Here is a 14,505-nt window from a genome sequence, read left to right on the forward strand (position 1 = left end):
CAACGAAGATCATTTCAAGATTCCGTTGAGGACGAGTGCGGCACGGGCGATGTCGCCGATCCGGCTGGGACTGAGCGAGACCTTCTTGAGCGCGCGCCAGCGTTCCTTGAGTTCGGCGGCTGCGCGTTCGCCGAGGGCGCGCAGATCTCTGATCAGGGTGTTCGTGGTTCGGGTATCGGTGTGGAGGGCTTGCTCAGATCTACCCTGGGGGCGGCGCACCGGGATGTGGATGCCGATTCCGGCGCCGATGTAACCCTTGTCGGCAAGAGTCGGCAAACCGTCGGCGGCGGCCTTGTACAGAACGGGCAGGACGTGGATACGGGCCGCTGTGATGTCGGGGGTGGAGCCGGGCTCGACATCGGAGACCCACAGCGGGGTGCCGTTCGGGGAGGACAGGAACTGCACGTTGCCGCCGAACGCCTTGTGCTTCTGGCTGAACCACAGGTCGTTGCCGTTGTCGCGGACGCCGGCGAGACGGTCGGACTCGATGAGTGTGCCGTCCAAAATCACGTGCGTCATTCCTTCCCGCCGGCAGCGGTTCAGGACGTCGTGCAAGTCGGGGGCTTGGGCGGCCAGCGCGTCGATGCCTTCGTGGAGGTAGCGGTAGCCGGTGGCCTGGGAGACCCCGGCGTCGCGGGCCAGACAGTGCACGCACGCCTGTTCGCGGAACCAGCGCAGCACCAGCACGGCCTGACGGAACGGACCCAGCGCCCGCGACCCCCGCGGAGTGCCCAGCCGTCGCCGGTGGGCGGCCAGCAGTCGTGAAAGGTGATCCACGACATGGCGCGGAACATCGAGCGTGGCAACATAGGTGACCAACGTGAAGCCTCTGGTGGGTCGGACGAGTTCTTGTGGTGAGACCTGTCCTACCAGGGGCTTTACGTCTGCTCACGACCAGGATGAGTTCGTCCGATCCACCCCGAGGCGAGCGGTTCACAACGCTTCGCGAAGATCATTTCTCTGAGAAAACCTCACTCGGCCATCTAGGCCGATAGTGTGGCACTGGATTAAGGGCCTGGCTAGCGAGTTGTCAGATGCCCAGGAGAAGCTCCGGGGTGAAGGGCGCAGAGCCGAGACGACGAGGGCCGCATCAAGTAGATGCAGAAGCAGCTAAAGCTCGACTCCTGACATTGTGCGAAGAGCCGGACTGCGTGAGCGATGCGTGAGCGGACGGGAACGCACCCGTTGGACACGGCGTCACGTCCGCAAGGTCGACAAGCCCTTGAGCAGGCAGAAAAGGACCGAGCGTGAGTACACGATAATATCCGTCACGATCCTTCAGGCCCTCGTAATGCGTAGGTCTCGGGTTCGAATCCCGAAGGCGGCTCCAAGATGAACCCCAGGTCGGTCCTCTGACCTGGGGTTTGCCTTTTGTCGTACCTTGAATTCCGGGTGAATCAGGCATCTGTGGTCTGTGCAGCGCAGTGCGTAGACCGCAGATGCGGTTTCCAGAGGGTGGCTGTGCAGCTCTGGATCGGGTATCTGACCTGGTCTTCTGCCCATCTGGGACCGATCGTGCCGGGCATACGCGATGGATCGTGGTGGACAGACGTGCATGACGCTCCATCAGGACCCACCCATGCCGCGGTGGTGATGGGTGAGTTTGGTCGTCGTAGACGCGGAACGTGCCGCACGAGCCGAGCGGCTCCAGGGACCGGCTCGGGCGCGGCTGTTGCGCAGCGATTCGTACCGCCAACGGGCCCATACTGCATGACCCACACAGTCCGCTCGGCCGCGCGTGCGGGCTCCGGGGGTCTCGCGGCCGTCCGGTTCAACCACGGCAGCATGGCAACGCCGTGCCTCAGGCGTTGGGAGTGCAGGCGCCGCCTGTCCCGACCGGCAGGTCGTCGCCCCGTCTGGCGATGGCGGGATCGCCGGCGGTTCAGCTCGGGCGCTGCCGGAGTCAGGTGCCGGGGGCCTCGAAGGTCTCGATCGTGCAGCGTGCTGCCCCGCTGCGCTCGATCCTGGCGTCGCTGGTGATCAGCGGAACGCCGAAGCTCTCGGCGAGGGCCACGTAATGCGCGTCGTATACGGAGAGGTTGTTCGACAGCTCGCGTACTCGCTGCCACAGGACCAGCGTGGGGTGCAGGTCGAGAGCGAGCGCCTGGTAATCGGTGATTGCCTTGAGGGCCTGTCTTTCCGTGATCTTCGGCTTGCCCCCTCGCCGGCCGCGGGACAGCCCGAAGGCCGCTGAGGTGATCTCGTAGTCCAGCAGGCCCGGCGCTGCGAGAGTATCGGCGCGGCCCACACGCTCACGGATCGCGGTTCCCGTCTTGCCGTGGTCGAGGAGGAAGTGCACAAGGCTGGAGCAGTCAATGACGATCAACGTCGGTCCCGCCCGTCCTCGATGGCGTCGAGGATGTCGGCTGTACCGAGCTCGGTGTGGGTTTCACGCTCCAGGCGTGTGGCCATCTCCGCGAGGGTCGGCTTGACGGCCTCCCGGGCGAGCAGTTCCAGGGCGTACGCCTGAAGCGACTTGCCCGCCTGCGCGGCGCGGACTTTGAGGGCGTTGAGCGTGTCGTCCGGGACATCCCGGATCGTGATCGCGGTCATGCCTTCACTTTAGCATCGATGCAGGCGATATGCAGTCATCGTCGGCGCGGTGCAGCGCCTGGCGGCACAGCTCAACCCGCCGTGCGGCATGGGGCAACGTGATCCCTCCCGGTCTCGTGATGTGTAGGTCCCGGGTTTCGAATCTCGAAGGCGGCTCCGCGAAAGCCCAGGTCGCATGCATGGTGACCTGGGCTTTTTCTTGTCCGTCGGTCCCTTGGCCCCGGGAGGGCGTCGCGTGGCAGAGGGGGCAGGGTCAGGCGCCCGCGGCCGTGTCCGGCTCCTGGGTGCGGAGGGGGCGGAGGGCCGACTCGACGCGGACCATCTCGTCGAGCATCGCCTTTGCCGCGGACTTCATGACGTCGTTGGGGACGATGACCGAGTCGTCGTTGAGGAAGTTGCGGACGAACGGGATGGAGACCGCGTCGTTGAGCGGGATCATCTTGAGGGTGGTGACCACCTGCTTGATCATCTGGGCGGCGCGGGTGCCCGCGGAGACGCCGCCGTAGCTGACCAGGCCGACCGGCTTGTAGTGCCACTCGTTGTGCAGGTAGTCGATGGCGTTCTTCAGCTCGGCGTTGTAGCCGTAGTTGTACTCGGGCATGACGAAGAGGAAGCCGTCGGCCTCGGATATCTTCGCGCTCCAGTCGCGGGTGTGCTGGTGGATGTACTGGGCGAGCCGGGGGTGGTTTGGCTCGTTCATGAACGGCAGGTTCACCTCGGCCAGGTCCACCAGCTCGATGTCGTCGAAACCGCCGTGCTCCCTGGCCTCCGCCTCGATCCACTGGCCGACGGGCAGCCCGACCCTGCCAGGACGGGTACTGGCGACGATGATCTTCAGGTTGGCCATGATGTTCGCTCCGCGTGTGAGGTCGGCCGGGCGCCGTCTTCCGAGGCGTGTGCCCGGCCGGAGGGCGACGTGCTGGTTTCGGTGGAGCCCTCGAGCGTGGCTCGTCCGTCCGGTCTGCCCTGGTGGGAGCCGTATGGTCGGCGCCTGCCGAGTGCTTCCTCATGCACGATAATCACGCCGGATTTCTCCGCCTCCGGCAGGGTCGGGAGGGTTACGGCCGCCTTGCCTCGGCGACGCGCGTGAGTACGCGTGCCGTGCTCGCCAGGATCTCCGGCTCCGCGCGGCGCATGAACGTGCCGACCAGGCTGTCCGGGCCGTAGCGGGCGGTGATCTCGTCGATCCGGTCCAACGGGTTCGTGGGGGCGCCGTCCGGCGTCGTGTTCATGTCGCAGTGGCAGAGCGCGTCGGCCAGCCGGCTGTCGGGGCGCGGGAACGCCGCTTCCAGTTCGTCCCTCAGGCCCCGGGCCTCGGCCTCCATCCACGCGTGCGTGTGGTGCGCCACCAGGCACACCACCCGCTCATCGGCGTGCGCCACCCCTCGGAGGTACCGTGCGCCGTCGAGCGGGTGGAAACCGGTTCTGACGAGGTCCGGCGCGTAGCCGATGTCGTGGAGCACGGCGGCTGCCGTCAGCAGGCCGGCATCCTGGCCGAGGATAGGCGTGAGCGTCCTCGCACGCTCGGCGACGCCCCGCGAGTGCGCCCAGCGGCGCGGCAGCGGGGCGGCGAGCAGCGACTCGGCCAGCGGGTAGGCCCACTCGGTCAGCGACGGCACGGCGGTCCTCTCCGTTCCGTGTCCATGGTCCGGTTCCCTCTGGAGGTCGACTTTCCTCTGGAGTCCGGTTCCGTGTGGAGTCCGGTTCCGTCTGGAGGTCGACTTTCCTCTGGAGTCCGGCTCCCTCTGGACTCCGGCTTCCCCGGAGTCCGGCTCTCCTTCCTCAGCTCCCCGTCGTTCTCCGCATGTGCCTGAACGCCCACACCGCGAGGATGTCCGCGACGAACTCGGCGTCCTTCGGGGCGGTGAGGAGGTGGTCGGCGCCGTCCAGGGCGATGAAGCTCTTCGGGTGGAGGGCCGCGTCGAAGATGCGGCGGGCGTTGTCGACGCCCACGGTGTCGTCCGTGGGGGAGTGCATGACGAGCAGGGGGACGCCGAGCCGGGCTATGCGTTCCGCCTGGGGCTGGGCGGCGATGTCCGCCAGGAAGCTCCGGCTGATGCGGAACGTGCGGCCGGCGAGGCGGACCTCCGCCTCTCCGTCGCGTTCGATCGCGGTGGTCCGGTCGCCCAGCAGGTGCGTCACGTGGGCCGGGTCGGCCGGGGCGCCGATGGTGGCGACGGCCCGTGTCTCGGGGATGTCGTGCGCCGCCGCCAGGACCGCGGCGCCGCCCAGCGAGTGTCCTATGAGGAGGCTCGGCGCCTCGAACTCGCGTCGCAGGTGCGCCGACGCGGCGACCAGATCGCCCACGTTCGAGCTGAAGTCGGTGTTGCCGAAGTCGCCCCCGGACTGGCCCAGGCCCGTGAAGTCGAAGCGCAGGACGCCGATGCCGTGCCGGGTGAGGGCCCTGGAGATGCGTGAGGCCGCGACCGTGTCCTTGCCGCAGGTGAAGCAGTGCGCGAACAGTGCGAAGGAGTCGGGCTCCGTCGCGGGCAGTTCCAGCCGTCCGGCCAGGGGCGCCCCCTGCGATCCGGGGAACTCGATTCTCCTGTGCGTGGCCGCCGCGGGGCTCGGCATGTGCTTCCTCTCTGGCTCGGCGCCGGCCCGGTTCCGTCGGGCTCGGACAGTTCGGCGCCGTCGGACAGCGCGTGTCCGGCGCATCACGCGGATGCGGGTCCGGTCGCGTTGTCCGACGGCGTTGTACGGCTGCATTGTGCGCGTCGGCGGGTGACTGGATGAGGCCGGGGCCGCGGGGTCGGCCACCGGGCGCCGGCCTCCCGGCGTCGCTGCCCCTCGGTGTCGATGTCAGTGCGTGTGCGGCGTCACGCGGGGGAAGTCGACGTCGGTGTCGACCAACTCGTTGAAGTAGTTGGTCAGGACGTTCAGGGCGACGTTCGCGACGACCTCCGCGATCTCCGCGTCCGTGACGCCGGCCGCCCGCGCGGCCTCGATCGCCTGCTCCCCGCCCTGGCCGCGGCCTTCGAGGACGGTGTGGGCCAGGGTCAGGATGGCCTGGACGTGCGGGTCCTCGGACTTGGCCTCGCGGGCCGCCGCCAGCTCGGCCTCGCTGAGCTTGGCGAACTTGCCGCCGGTGAAGGTGTGGGCCGAGAGGCAGTAGGTGCAGCCGTTGAACTCGGCGGACAGGATGGAGATGCGCTCCCTGACGGGGAAGGGCAGCACGCCGCCGGCCAGGGCGCCGTTCAGGGCGTGGTAGCCCTTCACCGCGGCGGGGCTGTTGACCAGGGTCTTGAAGAGGTTGGGGACCGAGCCCAGCGCCTTCTTCGTCTCGTCGAGCTGCACGGCGGCCTTGCCGGTCGCGGTGGCCTGGTCGATCTGCGGGAGTCGTGACATCGGGGTAACCCTCTCCATTCGTGCCGGCCGCCCATGCGGCCTGCTCTCTGACGTGTTCGGCGCGTTCGGTGCGTGCGGACGCGTTCGGTGCCTGTGGCTGCGCCGGCCCGGTCTCGTCCGCCTCCTCCTGCCTTGCTTTCGGAGGCTGGTGGCCGTCTAACGCTTGGGCCGCGTTCAACCGTTAGTGACTATGGCATGGTCCTGGGCGACTGTCAAATGGTTGGAGAGAGAGAAAGCATTAGGGGTGAGGTACGGTGGAGTGCATGGGACAGAGTGAGACGGCCGTGGAGCTGCCGCTGCTGGGCGAGCCCCTTCCGGTCGAGCTGATGAACACGCTCCACCTGAGCAGGCTCGGGGGGCCGTACGACGTGGTCGGGAACGCGTCGCAGGCGGCCGTGTGGGTCGACGCCGTCGCGCCACGCCTGCCAGTGGTCGTGGGCGGCGGGCAGGCGGCCGACGTGACGGGTCTGGGCGAGGCGGACGGAGGGCGGCTGCGCGCGTTGCGTGACGCCCTGCGCGTGCTGGCCGCGGAGGTCACCGGAGCGCCCCCGCAGTTCCTCTCGGACGCGGATCCGACGCGGCAGGAGGCGCTCGACACGGTGAACGGGCTCAGCGGCCTGGCCCGCGTCTGGCCGGAGATGGCGTGGCCGGACGGCGCGGAGCCCGAGGCCGTGTTCGGCTCGACCGCCGGCTTCGGTGACCGCGTGGTGTCCCTGCTCGCCCGGCAGGCGGTCGACCTCTTCACGGGACCGGACCGGGCCCGGCTGCGGGCCTGCCTGGCACCCGGCTGCGACCGGTACTTCATCAAGCAGCACTCCCGCAGGGAGTGGTGCACCAGCGCCTGCGGCAACCGGGCGCGGGTGGCCCGCCACTACCGGCGGCACCACGGAGGCGCCGCGGAGTCGGGCGGCGCCGCCGCGCACCGGGGGTAGCGGCCGCGGCCAGGCGCGCCGGTTCCCGGCAGGGTGCGCCGGGGTCTCGGGCCGGTCGCTAGTCCGCCGTCAGGTCCGCGAAGCGCTGGGCCACCGTGTGCCAGGTCCTCGCGGATTCCGGTTCCGCGGCCAGGGCGTGGCGGTGGAGGGCCGCGCGGTCGGCGCCGTGGGCCGTGAGGCGGGCCTCGCCCCAGTTCGGGATGCGGTCGGCGCCGGCCTCCGGGTGGAACTGCACGCCCCACGCCGCCGGGCCGAGCCGGAACGCCTGGTGGGGGCAGTCGGCCGAGGACGCGAGCCACGTGGCGCCGGCCGGGAGGCGGGTGATCTGGTCGACGTGGTTCTGGATCGCCGTCACCTCCGGTGGCAGGCCGCCGAAGAGCGGGTCGTCCGAGGACTCCCGGCGCAGCGTCAGCCGGACGCTCCCGAACTCCGGCGTGCCGTGCGAGGGCTTCACCTCGCCGCCCGCGTGCTGTGCCAGCAACTGGCCGCCCAGGCAGATGCCGAAGTACGGCACCGCGCGCTCCAGGGCCTCGTCCACCAGGCGCCGTACCGCCCGCAGCCAGGGGGCGCGCTCCTCGTCGTCCGGCATGAAGCCGCCGCCCAGCACGATCAGCGCGTCGTGGGCGAGGCGTTCCGGCAGGCGTGCGCCCGCGTGCGGCTGGACCACCTCCTGAGCCAGCCCCGCTTCGGCGAGCCAGGGAGCCCAGCGGCCCGGACCGCCGTTCCTCGTGTTCTGCACCACCAGTGCCGTTGCCACGGTGTCAGCCTATGTGGGTGTCGGCTTCTGCTGGCGTTGGCGTTGGCGTTGGCGTTGGCGTTGGCGTTGGCGTCGGCGTCGGCGTCGGCGTCGGCGTTGGCCTCAGCCTCTCCCTCTGCCGGCGGTGGTGGCGGGACGCTCCGGTTCTCATGCGCCTGGGTGCGCGCCGGCGTTCGCCAGGTGCGCCCCGGGCCTCGTTCGCCGAGGTGCGCGTCATTCGCTGCGATACGCGTCGATCACCCGCCTGATCACCCTCGCCGTCGTGTCCAGTTCCTCCGGTGCGCAGTCGTGCAGGGCCTCGGCGAGCCAGCGCCGGCCGGTGGCCTGGGCGCGGTCGACCAGGTTCCGGCCGTCCTCGGTGACCGTGATCTGCCGTACGCGGTGGTCCCGGGGGTCCGTGAGGAAGGTGACGAGTCCCTGCTGTCCCAGGCGGCGTACCTCGCGGCTGACGTGGGAGGCGCGGACCATCAGGGCCTGGGCGAGTTCGCCCATCCGCATCGGTGCGGGCGCCGACGCGAGGGTGCGCAGCAGGGCGAGGGAGGCGCGGTCCACCGGCACCTCCGCCTCCGTGCGCAGGCGTGTGTGGGCGCGTGGGCCCGCCATGGCGTAGGCGAGGTCGGCGAGGGAGCGGTACAGCTCGGCCGCCGCGGGGTCCGGGTCCGGGTGCGGTTCCGGTTGTTCGGTGTCGGGGGGTTCCGGAGGGCGTTGCCGTTCCCCTTCCTTGCGTTCCGGGTTCCTCTGCCCGCTTTCCGGCTGCACGCCGGACTCCGCCCCTGTCCCGGCACCGGCTCCGCCTTCGTCTTGGTCCACCCGCCGATAGTGGCCTATGCGAGGGGCGTCTCCCAGTCACTTTCGCCGCGGACGCGGGCGAGCGGGCACCGGCGGGCACGGGCGGACGCCGATGGGCGCCGGCGGGGCCGCCGGACCCCGGCCGCTCCCGGTCCTGGTGAGGGCGCCGTCGTGTGGATCGAGCGCCGCGGCCGTGCATGGCCAGAAAGTTGCCCTATACACCTAGGCCCCCTTCTTCGCAGGTGATGGGAGTGTTACGTTCCGCTGAGGAAGTGCTTGCTTTTGTTAAGTAACGCACTCGCCCGGCAACCACCGTCCCTGGGAAACCCCCATCTGCTCCGGGAAGGAAGGCCATGACCGAGACCTCCACCACAGCCCCCGCGTCACCCCCCAAGTGGACCAACGAGCGCGCCGCCGGCTGCCCCTTCGACCCCTCCCCCTCACGGTCCCGGCTCCTCGCGACGGAACCGGTGTCCAAGGTGACCCTGTGGAACGGCGTCACGGCCTGGCTGGTCAGCCGGCACGCCGACCAGGTCGCGCTGCTCAGGGACCCGCGCATCAGCGCCGACAGCGCCCACCCCGGGTTCCCGGTCACCAGCGCGGCGCAGGAGGTCTCGCGCACGCACAACCGCACGTTCATCGTCATGGACGAGCCCGAGCACAACGCGGAACGCCGCAAGTTCACGGGGGAGTTCACGCTCCGGCGCATGCAGGCACTCAGGCCCCGGATCGAGGCGATCATCGACGAGCTGCTGGACGCGATGGAGCAGGCGGGGCCGCCGGCCGACCTGGTCCAGGCGTTCGCGCTGCCGCTGCCGTCCCTGGTGATCTGCGAACTGCTGGGCGTGCCCTACGAGGACCATGACTTCTTCCAGCGCGCCAGCTCCGTCCTGATCGACACCAAGAGCTCGGCCGAGGACGCGCTCACCGCCTCCAGGGAACTGGTCGGCTACCTGGCCGACCTCGTCCGCGTCAAGGTCGACCGGCCCGGCGACGACCTGCTCAGCCGGCTCGCCACCGAGTACGTGGCCACGGGCAGGCGCACGACGGAGGACTGCGCCAAGGAGGCCAGGCTGCTCCTGGTGGCCGGGCACGAGACCACGGCCAACATGATCGCCCTCGGTACCTGCGCGCTGCTCCAGCGGCCGGACCAGCTGGCCGCCGTCCGCGACGGCGATCCGGCGCGGGTCGCGAACGCCGTGGAGGAACTGCTGCGTTACCTGACCATCACGCACATGGGGCGGCGGCGCGTCGCCCTCGCCGACGTCGAGGTGGGCGGGCAGGTCATCAAGGCCGGGGACGCGGTGATCTGCGCGACCGACGTGGGGAACCGGGATCCGGAGGTCTTCGAGGACCCCGACCGCCTCGACGTGGACCGCGCAACTCCGCGCCGGCACCTCGCGTTCGGGTCCGGGCCGCATCAGTGCCTCGGTCAGAACCTGGCCAGGATCGAACTGCAGCTTGCGTATCCGGCCCTTCTGCGACGGTTTCCCACGTTGCGGCTGGATCAGGCGGCGGAGGAGGTTTCGTACCGCACCGAGATGGTGGTGTACGGGGTGCATGGGTTGCCGGTGGCGTGGTGAGGGGGCCGCTGACGCGGCCGGGGTGCCGGTGCCTGGTCTTCCGGCGGCGCCAGGGTGCGGGCTCGTCGTGGGTTTTGCGCAGTTCCCCGCGCCCCTTCAGTGGGCGCTTCGCGCCCGTCATTGGGTGGGTGGCGGTGGGTGGCAAGCAGTCGGTCTCGTCGTGGCTTGTCGCTCCCCCACTGCCTTCAGGGCGTGGGAGGTGCCCCCATCCCCGCGCCCCTTCAGCGGGCGCTTCGCGCCCATCGGTGGCGCCCTCTAGGTGCGGGGCACCCCCCGCCCAGCGGCATCGCGAATGATCGGCCGGTTGTCGATTTTATTCATGCTCTGCGCCAGATATTGCGCTCAGAAGTCGACGATGGTTGAGTGTGCGCCGCACCGCAACCCCCGCTCGGCCTCGCGACCGCGGAGCGGGTGGCATGGACGGGGTAAGGCCGCATCAGGCCTCCCGCGGGCCCGGGACACTTTCGCCGGACGGTGTTCCGGGCTCTGCCCTGTCCACGGCCCGTCCGCACGGTGACCGTTGGACCTGCCCTCCCGGGGCCTTACCGCAGCGTGGCCGTCAGGCTCCGGCCGTAAGCGTGGCGGGTGGTGACCTCGACGCGGGTGCCGCCGGGGACGCGGTGGACGCCGACGCCGTCGTCCGCCGTGACCGTGCGCAGCGGCCTGCCGTGCACCGTGATGGTGACCGTGTCCCGGTGCGTGGTCGGATCGCAGACGGCGAGCGAGAGCGCACCGTCACGGCCCTCCCGCAGCAGGACGGACGCCGGTCCGTCGACCGTGAGCCGCCGGCCCACCCGGTGCGTGCCGGGTACGAAGGCGTTGGCGGCGAGGAGGCCGAGGCCGGTGTGCTCGACGGCCTGGAGCCGGGGAGTGTTGGCGAGCACGGTCAGCGGTTCGTGCGCGTAGGCGCGCAGCCGCGCTTCGGTGGCGCCCGGCAGCAGCGCGTACGCCAGCGTGCCCTCGGGCGCGCCGGCGGTTTGCTCCACGCCGAGCCAGAAGACCTGCTTGGTGACCGAGGTCGCCGGGTTGGTGGTGTTGACGGCCTGCAGGCTCCGCGTGACGGTCTCCAAGGTTGCCGTCGGAGGCGCTGTCGGGGCCGGGGCCGGGTGGCCCGCGGCGCCGCCCCGGTTCCGGGGGCCGGTCAGGAAGGCGTAGCCGACGGCCGTGCGCCGGGTGTCGTTCGCGTACCGGAGCCAGGCGAGCGGGGCGCTGTGCCCGGCCGCCTGGGCTCCTGGGCCCGGCCAGGGCGTGCCGTCGGCGAACCGTCCCGTGAGGGCGAGCGTGTCCCCGGGTGCGGCGATGCGGCTGTCGACGGTGGTGGTCACCGCGCGCCCGGCCGGGTCGCCCACGCCCGCCGCGAGCACCACGATCTCGTCGTCGAGGAGGAACCACGACTTGGTGGCGGTGGCGTTCCGGTAGGCCACGAAGTCGCCGGGCAGCTCACCGGCCTGCTTCGCCGCCCAGGCGACGTCGTCGGACTGGACGAGGCCGGCTGCCGCGAGGTCGCCGAGCGTGGCGCCGCCGGAGAAGGCGTTGGTGCCGCGCGGGAAGTAGACGTACGTGTTCTGCGACTCGGAGGACGAGGTGAAGCCCGCGCCCGGGTTGTCGTACCACGCCGTGCCGTACAGCTCGGGCACCGTCTTGCGGGTCTCGACGGGTGCGGTGACACCGGCGAGGCGGTACGGCGGCACGACGGCGAAGTGAGCGGCGCCGTACGCCTCGGTCTGGTCCTGGCCGGAGAGGTAGAGGTAGTGCGCGCCGTCGCCCTGGAACCAGGGCATCAGGTTCTCGCCGCTCATGTACTCGTACTTGCTGATCCGCTCGGAGCTGCGGGCGAGCGCGAACGCGAAGCCGGGCCGGTGGTGCACGGTGCGCTCCATCGCGTGGAACGCGGCCGTGTACGACGCCTCCTTGAGGTCGTGGGCCGGCACGGAGGCGTCGGCGAGGATGTCGGCGTACCGGGCGATACTGACGGGGGAGACGAAGGTGGCCGGGTCGAGCGGGGCCTTCGTGGTGGCGTGAAGGTGCTTGACGTAGCCCCGCAGGGCGGTGGCGTCGGTGCCGGTGCTGTAGGCGGAGAGGTCCACGACCGCCTCCACGACGGTCGCGACGTCGCCGTAGCCGCTCTTGGAGCGTGACGCGCCGCGGCCCTTGACGGCCTCCATCATCCAGCCCTCGAAGATCAGCGGCGCGAATCCGTCCCTGACCCAGCCGCGCGCCACGGCCGCCGGGTCCGCGTCGCCGAGGTAGCCGGTGCCGTCCAGCAGCTTGACCGTCTGCACGACGCGGCTGAGCAGCCCGGTGCCGTACGTGCCGGTGTAGGCGACGGACGCGTGCTGGATGAAGGAGCCGTCCGCGTAGAAGCCGTCGGTGACACCGTGCTTCAGGTCGTACGGGTCGACGGTGGCGAGCACGGTGAGCTGGTCGGAGACCGCCTTGGAGATCCGCGCCGGGTCGTCGAGGACGGCGCCCTGGAGGACCCGGTTGGTGGTGATGTCGGCGAGGTTGGCGCCGGTGTGGAACCGCGAGTCGAGGTCGACGTCGCCGTCCTTGCCGTTGCGGAGGTAGCCGTCCATCGCGGCGACGTAGGTGGCGGTGAGGTCGGGCCGGTAGCCGGCTAGCGTGTCCCGGAGCAGCACGAGCGCCTTGCTGACGTGCTGCGAGATCCCGATCTCCCAGTTGAACCAGTTGCCGTAGTAACCCTTCGACTGGTCCCCGTAGTACTCGTCGTACAGCCGGGCGAGGCCGTCGATGACCCGGCGCCGGGTGTCCTCGTCGCCGTACAGGACGTCACCCGCCGGGGGAGTAGGGCCCGGCGGCGTGCTGGTGGCGAGCGCGATCTCGTAGAGGTACTGGAACGACCTCGTCAGGTTGGAGTCGCTGGTGCCGAGCGGCACGCCCGTGAAGAGTGCGCCGTCACCCTCGGGCGTCAGCAGGGCCAGCCGGTCGCGGGCCGTCTTCTGGATCGCGGCGACCTTGGCGGCGACGTCGGGCCGGGCGTTGGACTCCTCGGTGCCGGCGAGCATGGCGACGGTGTTGGCCAGCACGGCGGCCTCGTCGCCGCCGGCCTCGTCGGCGGCCGCGGCGCCCCGCGGGCCGGTCGCGGCTCCCGGGGCACGTGAGGCTCCGGAGGCGGCCCAGGCGGGCCCGGCCCCGGCCACGGCCGAGAGCCCGGCCGCGGTGCCGAGGGACAGGACGGACAGCACGGCGCGGCGCGACGGCTCCATGGACGCACGCTCCCCATGTCGGCGAGATGACCGGGCGGAACAACGGGTGAAGTGACGGGGTGAGGCGACGGGCGAAGTGGCGGGGTGAAATGACCGAAAGGCTCGCCGTATCCAAGCAATGCGTACTACAGGTGTCAATGAACCGCGCACGGCCGGTTGTTGGGGGCTGTTCCGGTACGGGGAGTGGGGCGCGCCTCGGGGCGCGGGGCCCGGTACGGCGCCTGGGGTGGGGTCCGCGACGGTGGCCATGGCATAGCCCACGACGGTGGTCATGGCATAGCCCGCGACGGTGGTCATGGCGGAGCACGTGAGGCGGGCCATGGGCGGGGCGAGTGAGGGGGGCACACACCATCTCGTCACATCGCCTCGCCGCCCTTCGTCAGTGCTGCGAGTCCGTGCAGCGGCCGTGCACACCGCGAGGCACACCACAAGCGCACACCACAAGGCGCACCACAGGGACGAGCGCCTGCGCAGCGCTCACGACCCGCGAACCACGACCCACACCCACCGCGTGCTTGCGCGCGCCCGCGACCAGGCGGGTACCGCGCGCATGCCCGGACACACAGGGAGAGCAGCGAACGATGCGCGCACGTATGAAGAACCCCACGGAGGTCATCCCCGAGGCCATGCAGCCGATCCTGGCCCTGCTGAAGTCGGCCGGAACGGGCGGTGTGCCGCAGTCGACCCTCGAACTGGTGCATCTGCGCGCCAGCCAGATCAACGGGTGCGGCGTCTGCGTCTACGGCGGTGTGCAGAGCGCACGCAAGGCCGGCGTCGACGACGACAAGCTCACCGCCGTCGCGGCCTGGCGCGAGGCGCCCTTCTTCAGCGACGAGGAACGCGCGGCACTGGCGTTCGCCGAGGCCGTCACCCGCCTCGCGGACCGCCCGGACCCCGTTCCGGACGCCCTGTGGGACGAGATTACGCAGTACTACGACGAGCGGCAGATCTCGGCACTCGTCCTGATGATCGGCGTCACCAACGTCTTCAACCGCATGAACGCGACGACGAGGCAGGTCGCTGGCGCGACCTGGTAGCGCCTCGGCCTCACGGCCGCTTGTGCCCTGGTGCCGGTGGGGCCCGGCCGCCGACCTGCGCCCTGAACGGGCGGGGGGAACTGTGCGAGCGATCACCCACCGGCTGGTGGTCGACCGCAACAACCCCTCCGCCCGGCGGCGTCCGACCGTCTCGTCAACCCAGGCAACGGCCCCCCGCGGCGCTCCCGTGCCGCCCCCGTACTGATATGCGTTCACCTTCTTGACGTGTACGCACCAGAACCGTAATCATCGGGTCAACCAGAGAGCGCTCTCTGGCAC

The 14,505-nt window shown here is 70.6% G+C and carries 13 protein-coding genes; 3 read left to right on the forward strand and 10 right to left on the reverse strand.

Features of this window, described 5'->3' with window-relative positions:
• Positions 1–9 precede the first annotated feature (9 nt).
• The 7 genes from Sm713_RS01205 to Sm713_RS01235 form a co-directional block, all read right to left on the reverse strand.
• Complete coding sequence (locus Sm713_RS01205; RefSeq protein ID WP_212907842.1) at positions 10–819, reverse strand: transposase family protein; 810 nt, start codon at positions 817–819, stop codon at positions 10–12.
• A gap of 1,084 nt (positions 820–1,903) precedes the next feature.
• Entirely contained in the window at positions 1,904–2,326 is a 423-nt protein-coding gene (locus tag Sm713_RS01210; protein ID WP_212907843.1) for a type II toxin-antitoxin system VapC family toxin, read from the reverse strand.
• Positions 2,323–2,553 (reverse strand): antitoxin, encoded by a 231-nt coding sequence (locus Sm713_RS01215; RefSeq protein WP_212907844.1) that lies wholly within the window; start codon positions 2,551–2,553, stop codon positions 2,323–2,325. The genes Sm713_RS01210 and Sm713_RS01215 overlap by 4 nt, the downstream gene beginning before the upstream one ends.
• 253 nt (positions 2,554–2,806) lie before the next feature.
• The gene (locus tag Sm713_RS01220; protein WP_212907845.1) at positions 2,807–3,400 is read right to left on the reverse strand and encodes an NADPH-dependent FMN reductase; all 594 of its coding nucleotides are present in this window, start codon (positions 3,398–3,400) and stop codon (positions 2,807–2,809) included.
• A gap of 211 nt (positions 3,401–3,611) precedes the next feature.
• Complete coding sequence (locus tag Sm713_RS01225) at positions 3,612–4,172, reverse strand: HD domain-containing protein (protein ID WP_212907846.1); 561 nt, start codon at positions 4,170–4,172, stop codon at positions 3,612–3,614.
• Positions 4,173–4,335: 163 nt separating this feature from the next.
• A complete protein-coding gene (locus Sm713_RS01230) occupies positions 4,336–5,127 on the reverse strand; it encodes a S9 family peptidase (protein ID WP_212907847.1) in 792 nt (263 codons plus the stop codon).
• A gap of 228 nt (positions 5,128–5,355) precedes the next feature.
• Complete coding sequence (locus tag Sm713_RS01235) at positions 5,356–5,901, reverse strand: carboxymuconolactone decarboxylase family protein (RefSeq protein ID WP_212907848.1); 546 nt, start codon at positions 5,899–5,901, stop codon at positions 5,356–5,358.
• 263 nt (positions 5,902–6,164) lie between these two features.
• Here Sm713_RS01235 and Sm713_RS01240 point away from each other — a divergent pair, with 263 nt between their 5' ends.
• The gene (locus tag Sm713_RS01240; protein ID WP_212907849.1) at positions 6,165–6,833 is read left to right on the forward strand and encodes an ABATE domain-containing protein; all 669 of its coding nucleotides are present in this window, start codon (positions 6,165–6,167) and stop codon (positions 6,831–6,833) included.
• A 58-nt stretch (positions 6,834–6,891) separates the two neighbouring features.
• On the opposite strand, the gene Sm713_RS01245 is transcribed toward Sm713_RS01240, so the two are convergent.
• Positions 6,892–7,590, reverse strand: coding sequence for a type 1 glutamine amidotransferase (locus tag Sm713_RS01245; protein WP_212907850.1), 699 nt, complete (start codon positions 7,588–7,590; stop codon positions 6,892–6,894).
• A 213-nt stretch (positions 7,591–7,803) separates the two neighbouring features.
• Positions 7,804–8,400 carry a MarR family transcriptional regulator gene (locus tag Sm713_RS01250; protein WP_212907851.1) on the reverse strand — a complete coding sequence of 199 codons (597 nt, stop codon included), beginning with the start codon at positions 8,398–8,400 and terminating at the stop codon, positions 7,804–7,806.
• Between the two features lie 332 nt (positions 8,401–8,732).
• Between Sm713_RS01250 and Sm713_RS01255 the strand changes: the two genes are divergently transcribed.
• Positions 8,733–9,962, forward strand: a complete 1,230-nt coding sequence (locus tag Sm713_RS01255; protein WP_212907852.1) for a cytochrome P450 — start codon at positions 8,733–8,735, stop codon at positions 9,960–9,962.
• A gap of 542 nt (positions 9,963–10,504) precedes the next feature.
• Here Sm713_RS01255 and Sm713_RS01260 read toward each other — a convergent pair.
• Positions 10,505–13,189, reverse strand: a complete 2,685-nt coding sequence (locus Sm713_RS01260; protein WP_212907853.1) for a polysaccharide lyase family 8 super-sandwich domain-containing protein — start codon at positions 13,187–13,189, stop codon at positions 10,505–10,507.
• A gap of 581 nt (positions 13,190–13,770) precedes the next feature.
• Between Sm713_RS01260 and Sm713_RS01265 the strand changes: the two genes are divergently transcribed.
• The gene (locus tag Sm713_RS01265; RefSeq protein WP_212907854.1) at positions 13,771–14,226 is read left to right on the forward strand and encodes a carboxymuconolactone decarboxylase family protein; all 456 of its coding nucleotides are present in this window, start codon (positions 13,771–13,773) and stop codon (positions 14,224–14,226) included.
• Positions 14,227–14,505 lie beyond the last annotated feature (279 nt).

The organism is Streptomyces sp. TS71-3 (assembly GCF_018327685.1).
In the GTDB taxonomy this organism is placed as follows: Bacteria; Actinomycetota; Actinomycetes; order Streptomycetales; family Streptomycetaceae; genus Streptomyces.

Excerpts from the sequence above, each read along its gene's own strand:
- Sm713_RS01265 (WP_212907854.1), top strand. The coding sequence starts at position 13,771 with ATGCGCGCACGTATGAAGAACCCCACGGAGGTCATCCCCGAGGCCATG.
- Sm713_RS01260 (WP_212907853.1), bottom strand. The coding sequence starts at position 13,189 with ATGGAGCCGTCGCGCCGCGCCGTGCTGTCCGTCCTGTCCCTCGGCACC.
- Sm713_RS01255 (WP_212907852.1), top strand. The coding sequence starts at position 8,733 with ATGACCGAGACCTCCACCACAGCCCCCGCGTCACCCCCCAAGTGGACC.
- Sm713_RS01215 (WP_212907844.1), bottom strand. The coding sequence starts at position 2,553 with ATGACCGCGATCACGATCCGGGATGTCCCGGACGACACGCTCAACGCC.
- Sm713_RS01240 (WP_212907849.1), top strand. The coding sequence starts at position 6,165 with ATGGGACAGAGTGAGACGGCCGTGGAGCTGCCGCTGCTGGGCGAGCCC.
- Sm713_RS01235 (WP_212907848.1), bottom strand. The coding sequence starts at position 5,901 with ATGTCACGACTCCCGCAGATCGACCAGGCCACCGCGACCGGCAAGGCC.
- Sm713_RS01220 (WP_212907845.1), bottom strand. The coding sequence starts at position 3,400 with ATGGCCAACCTGAAGATCATCGTCGCCAGTACCCGTCCTGGCAGGGTC.
- Sm713_RS01230 (WP_212907847.1), bottom strand. The coding sequence starts at position 5,127 with ATGCCGAGCCCCGCGGCGGCCACGCACAGGAGAATCGAGTTCCCCGGA.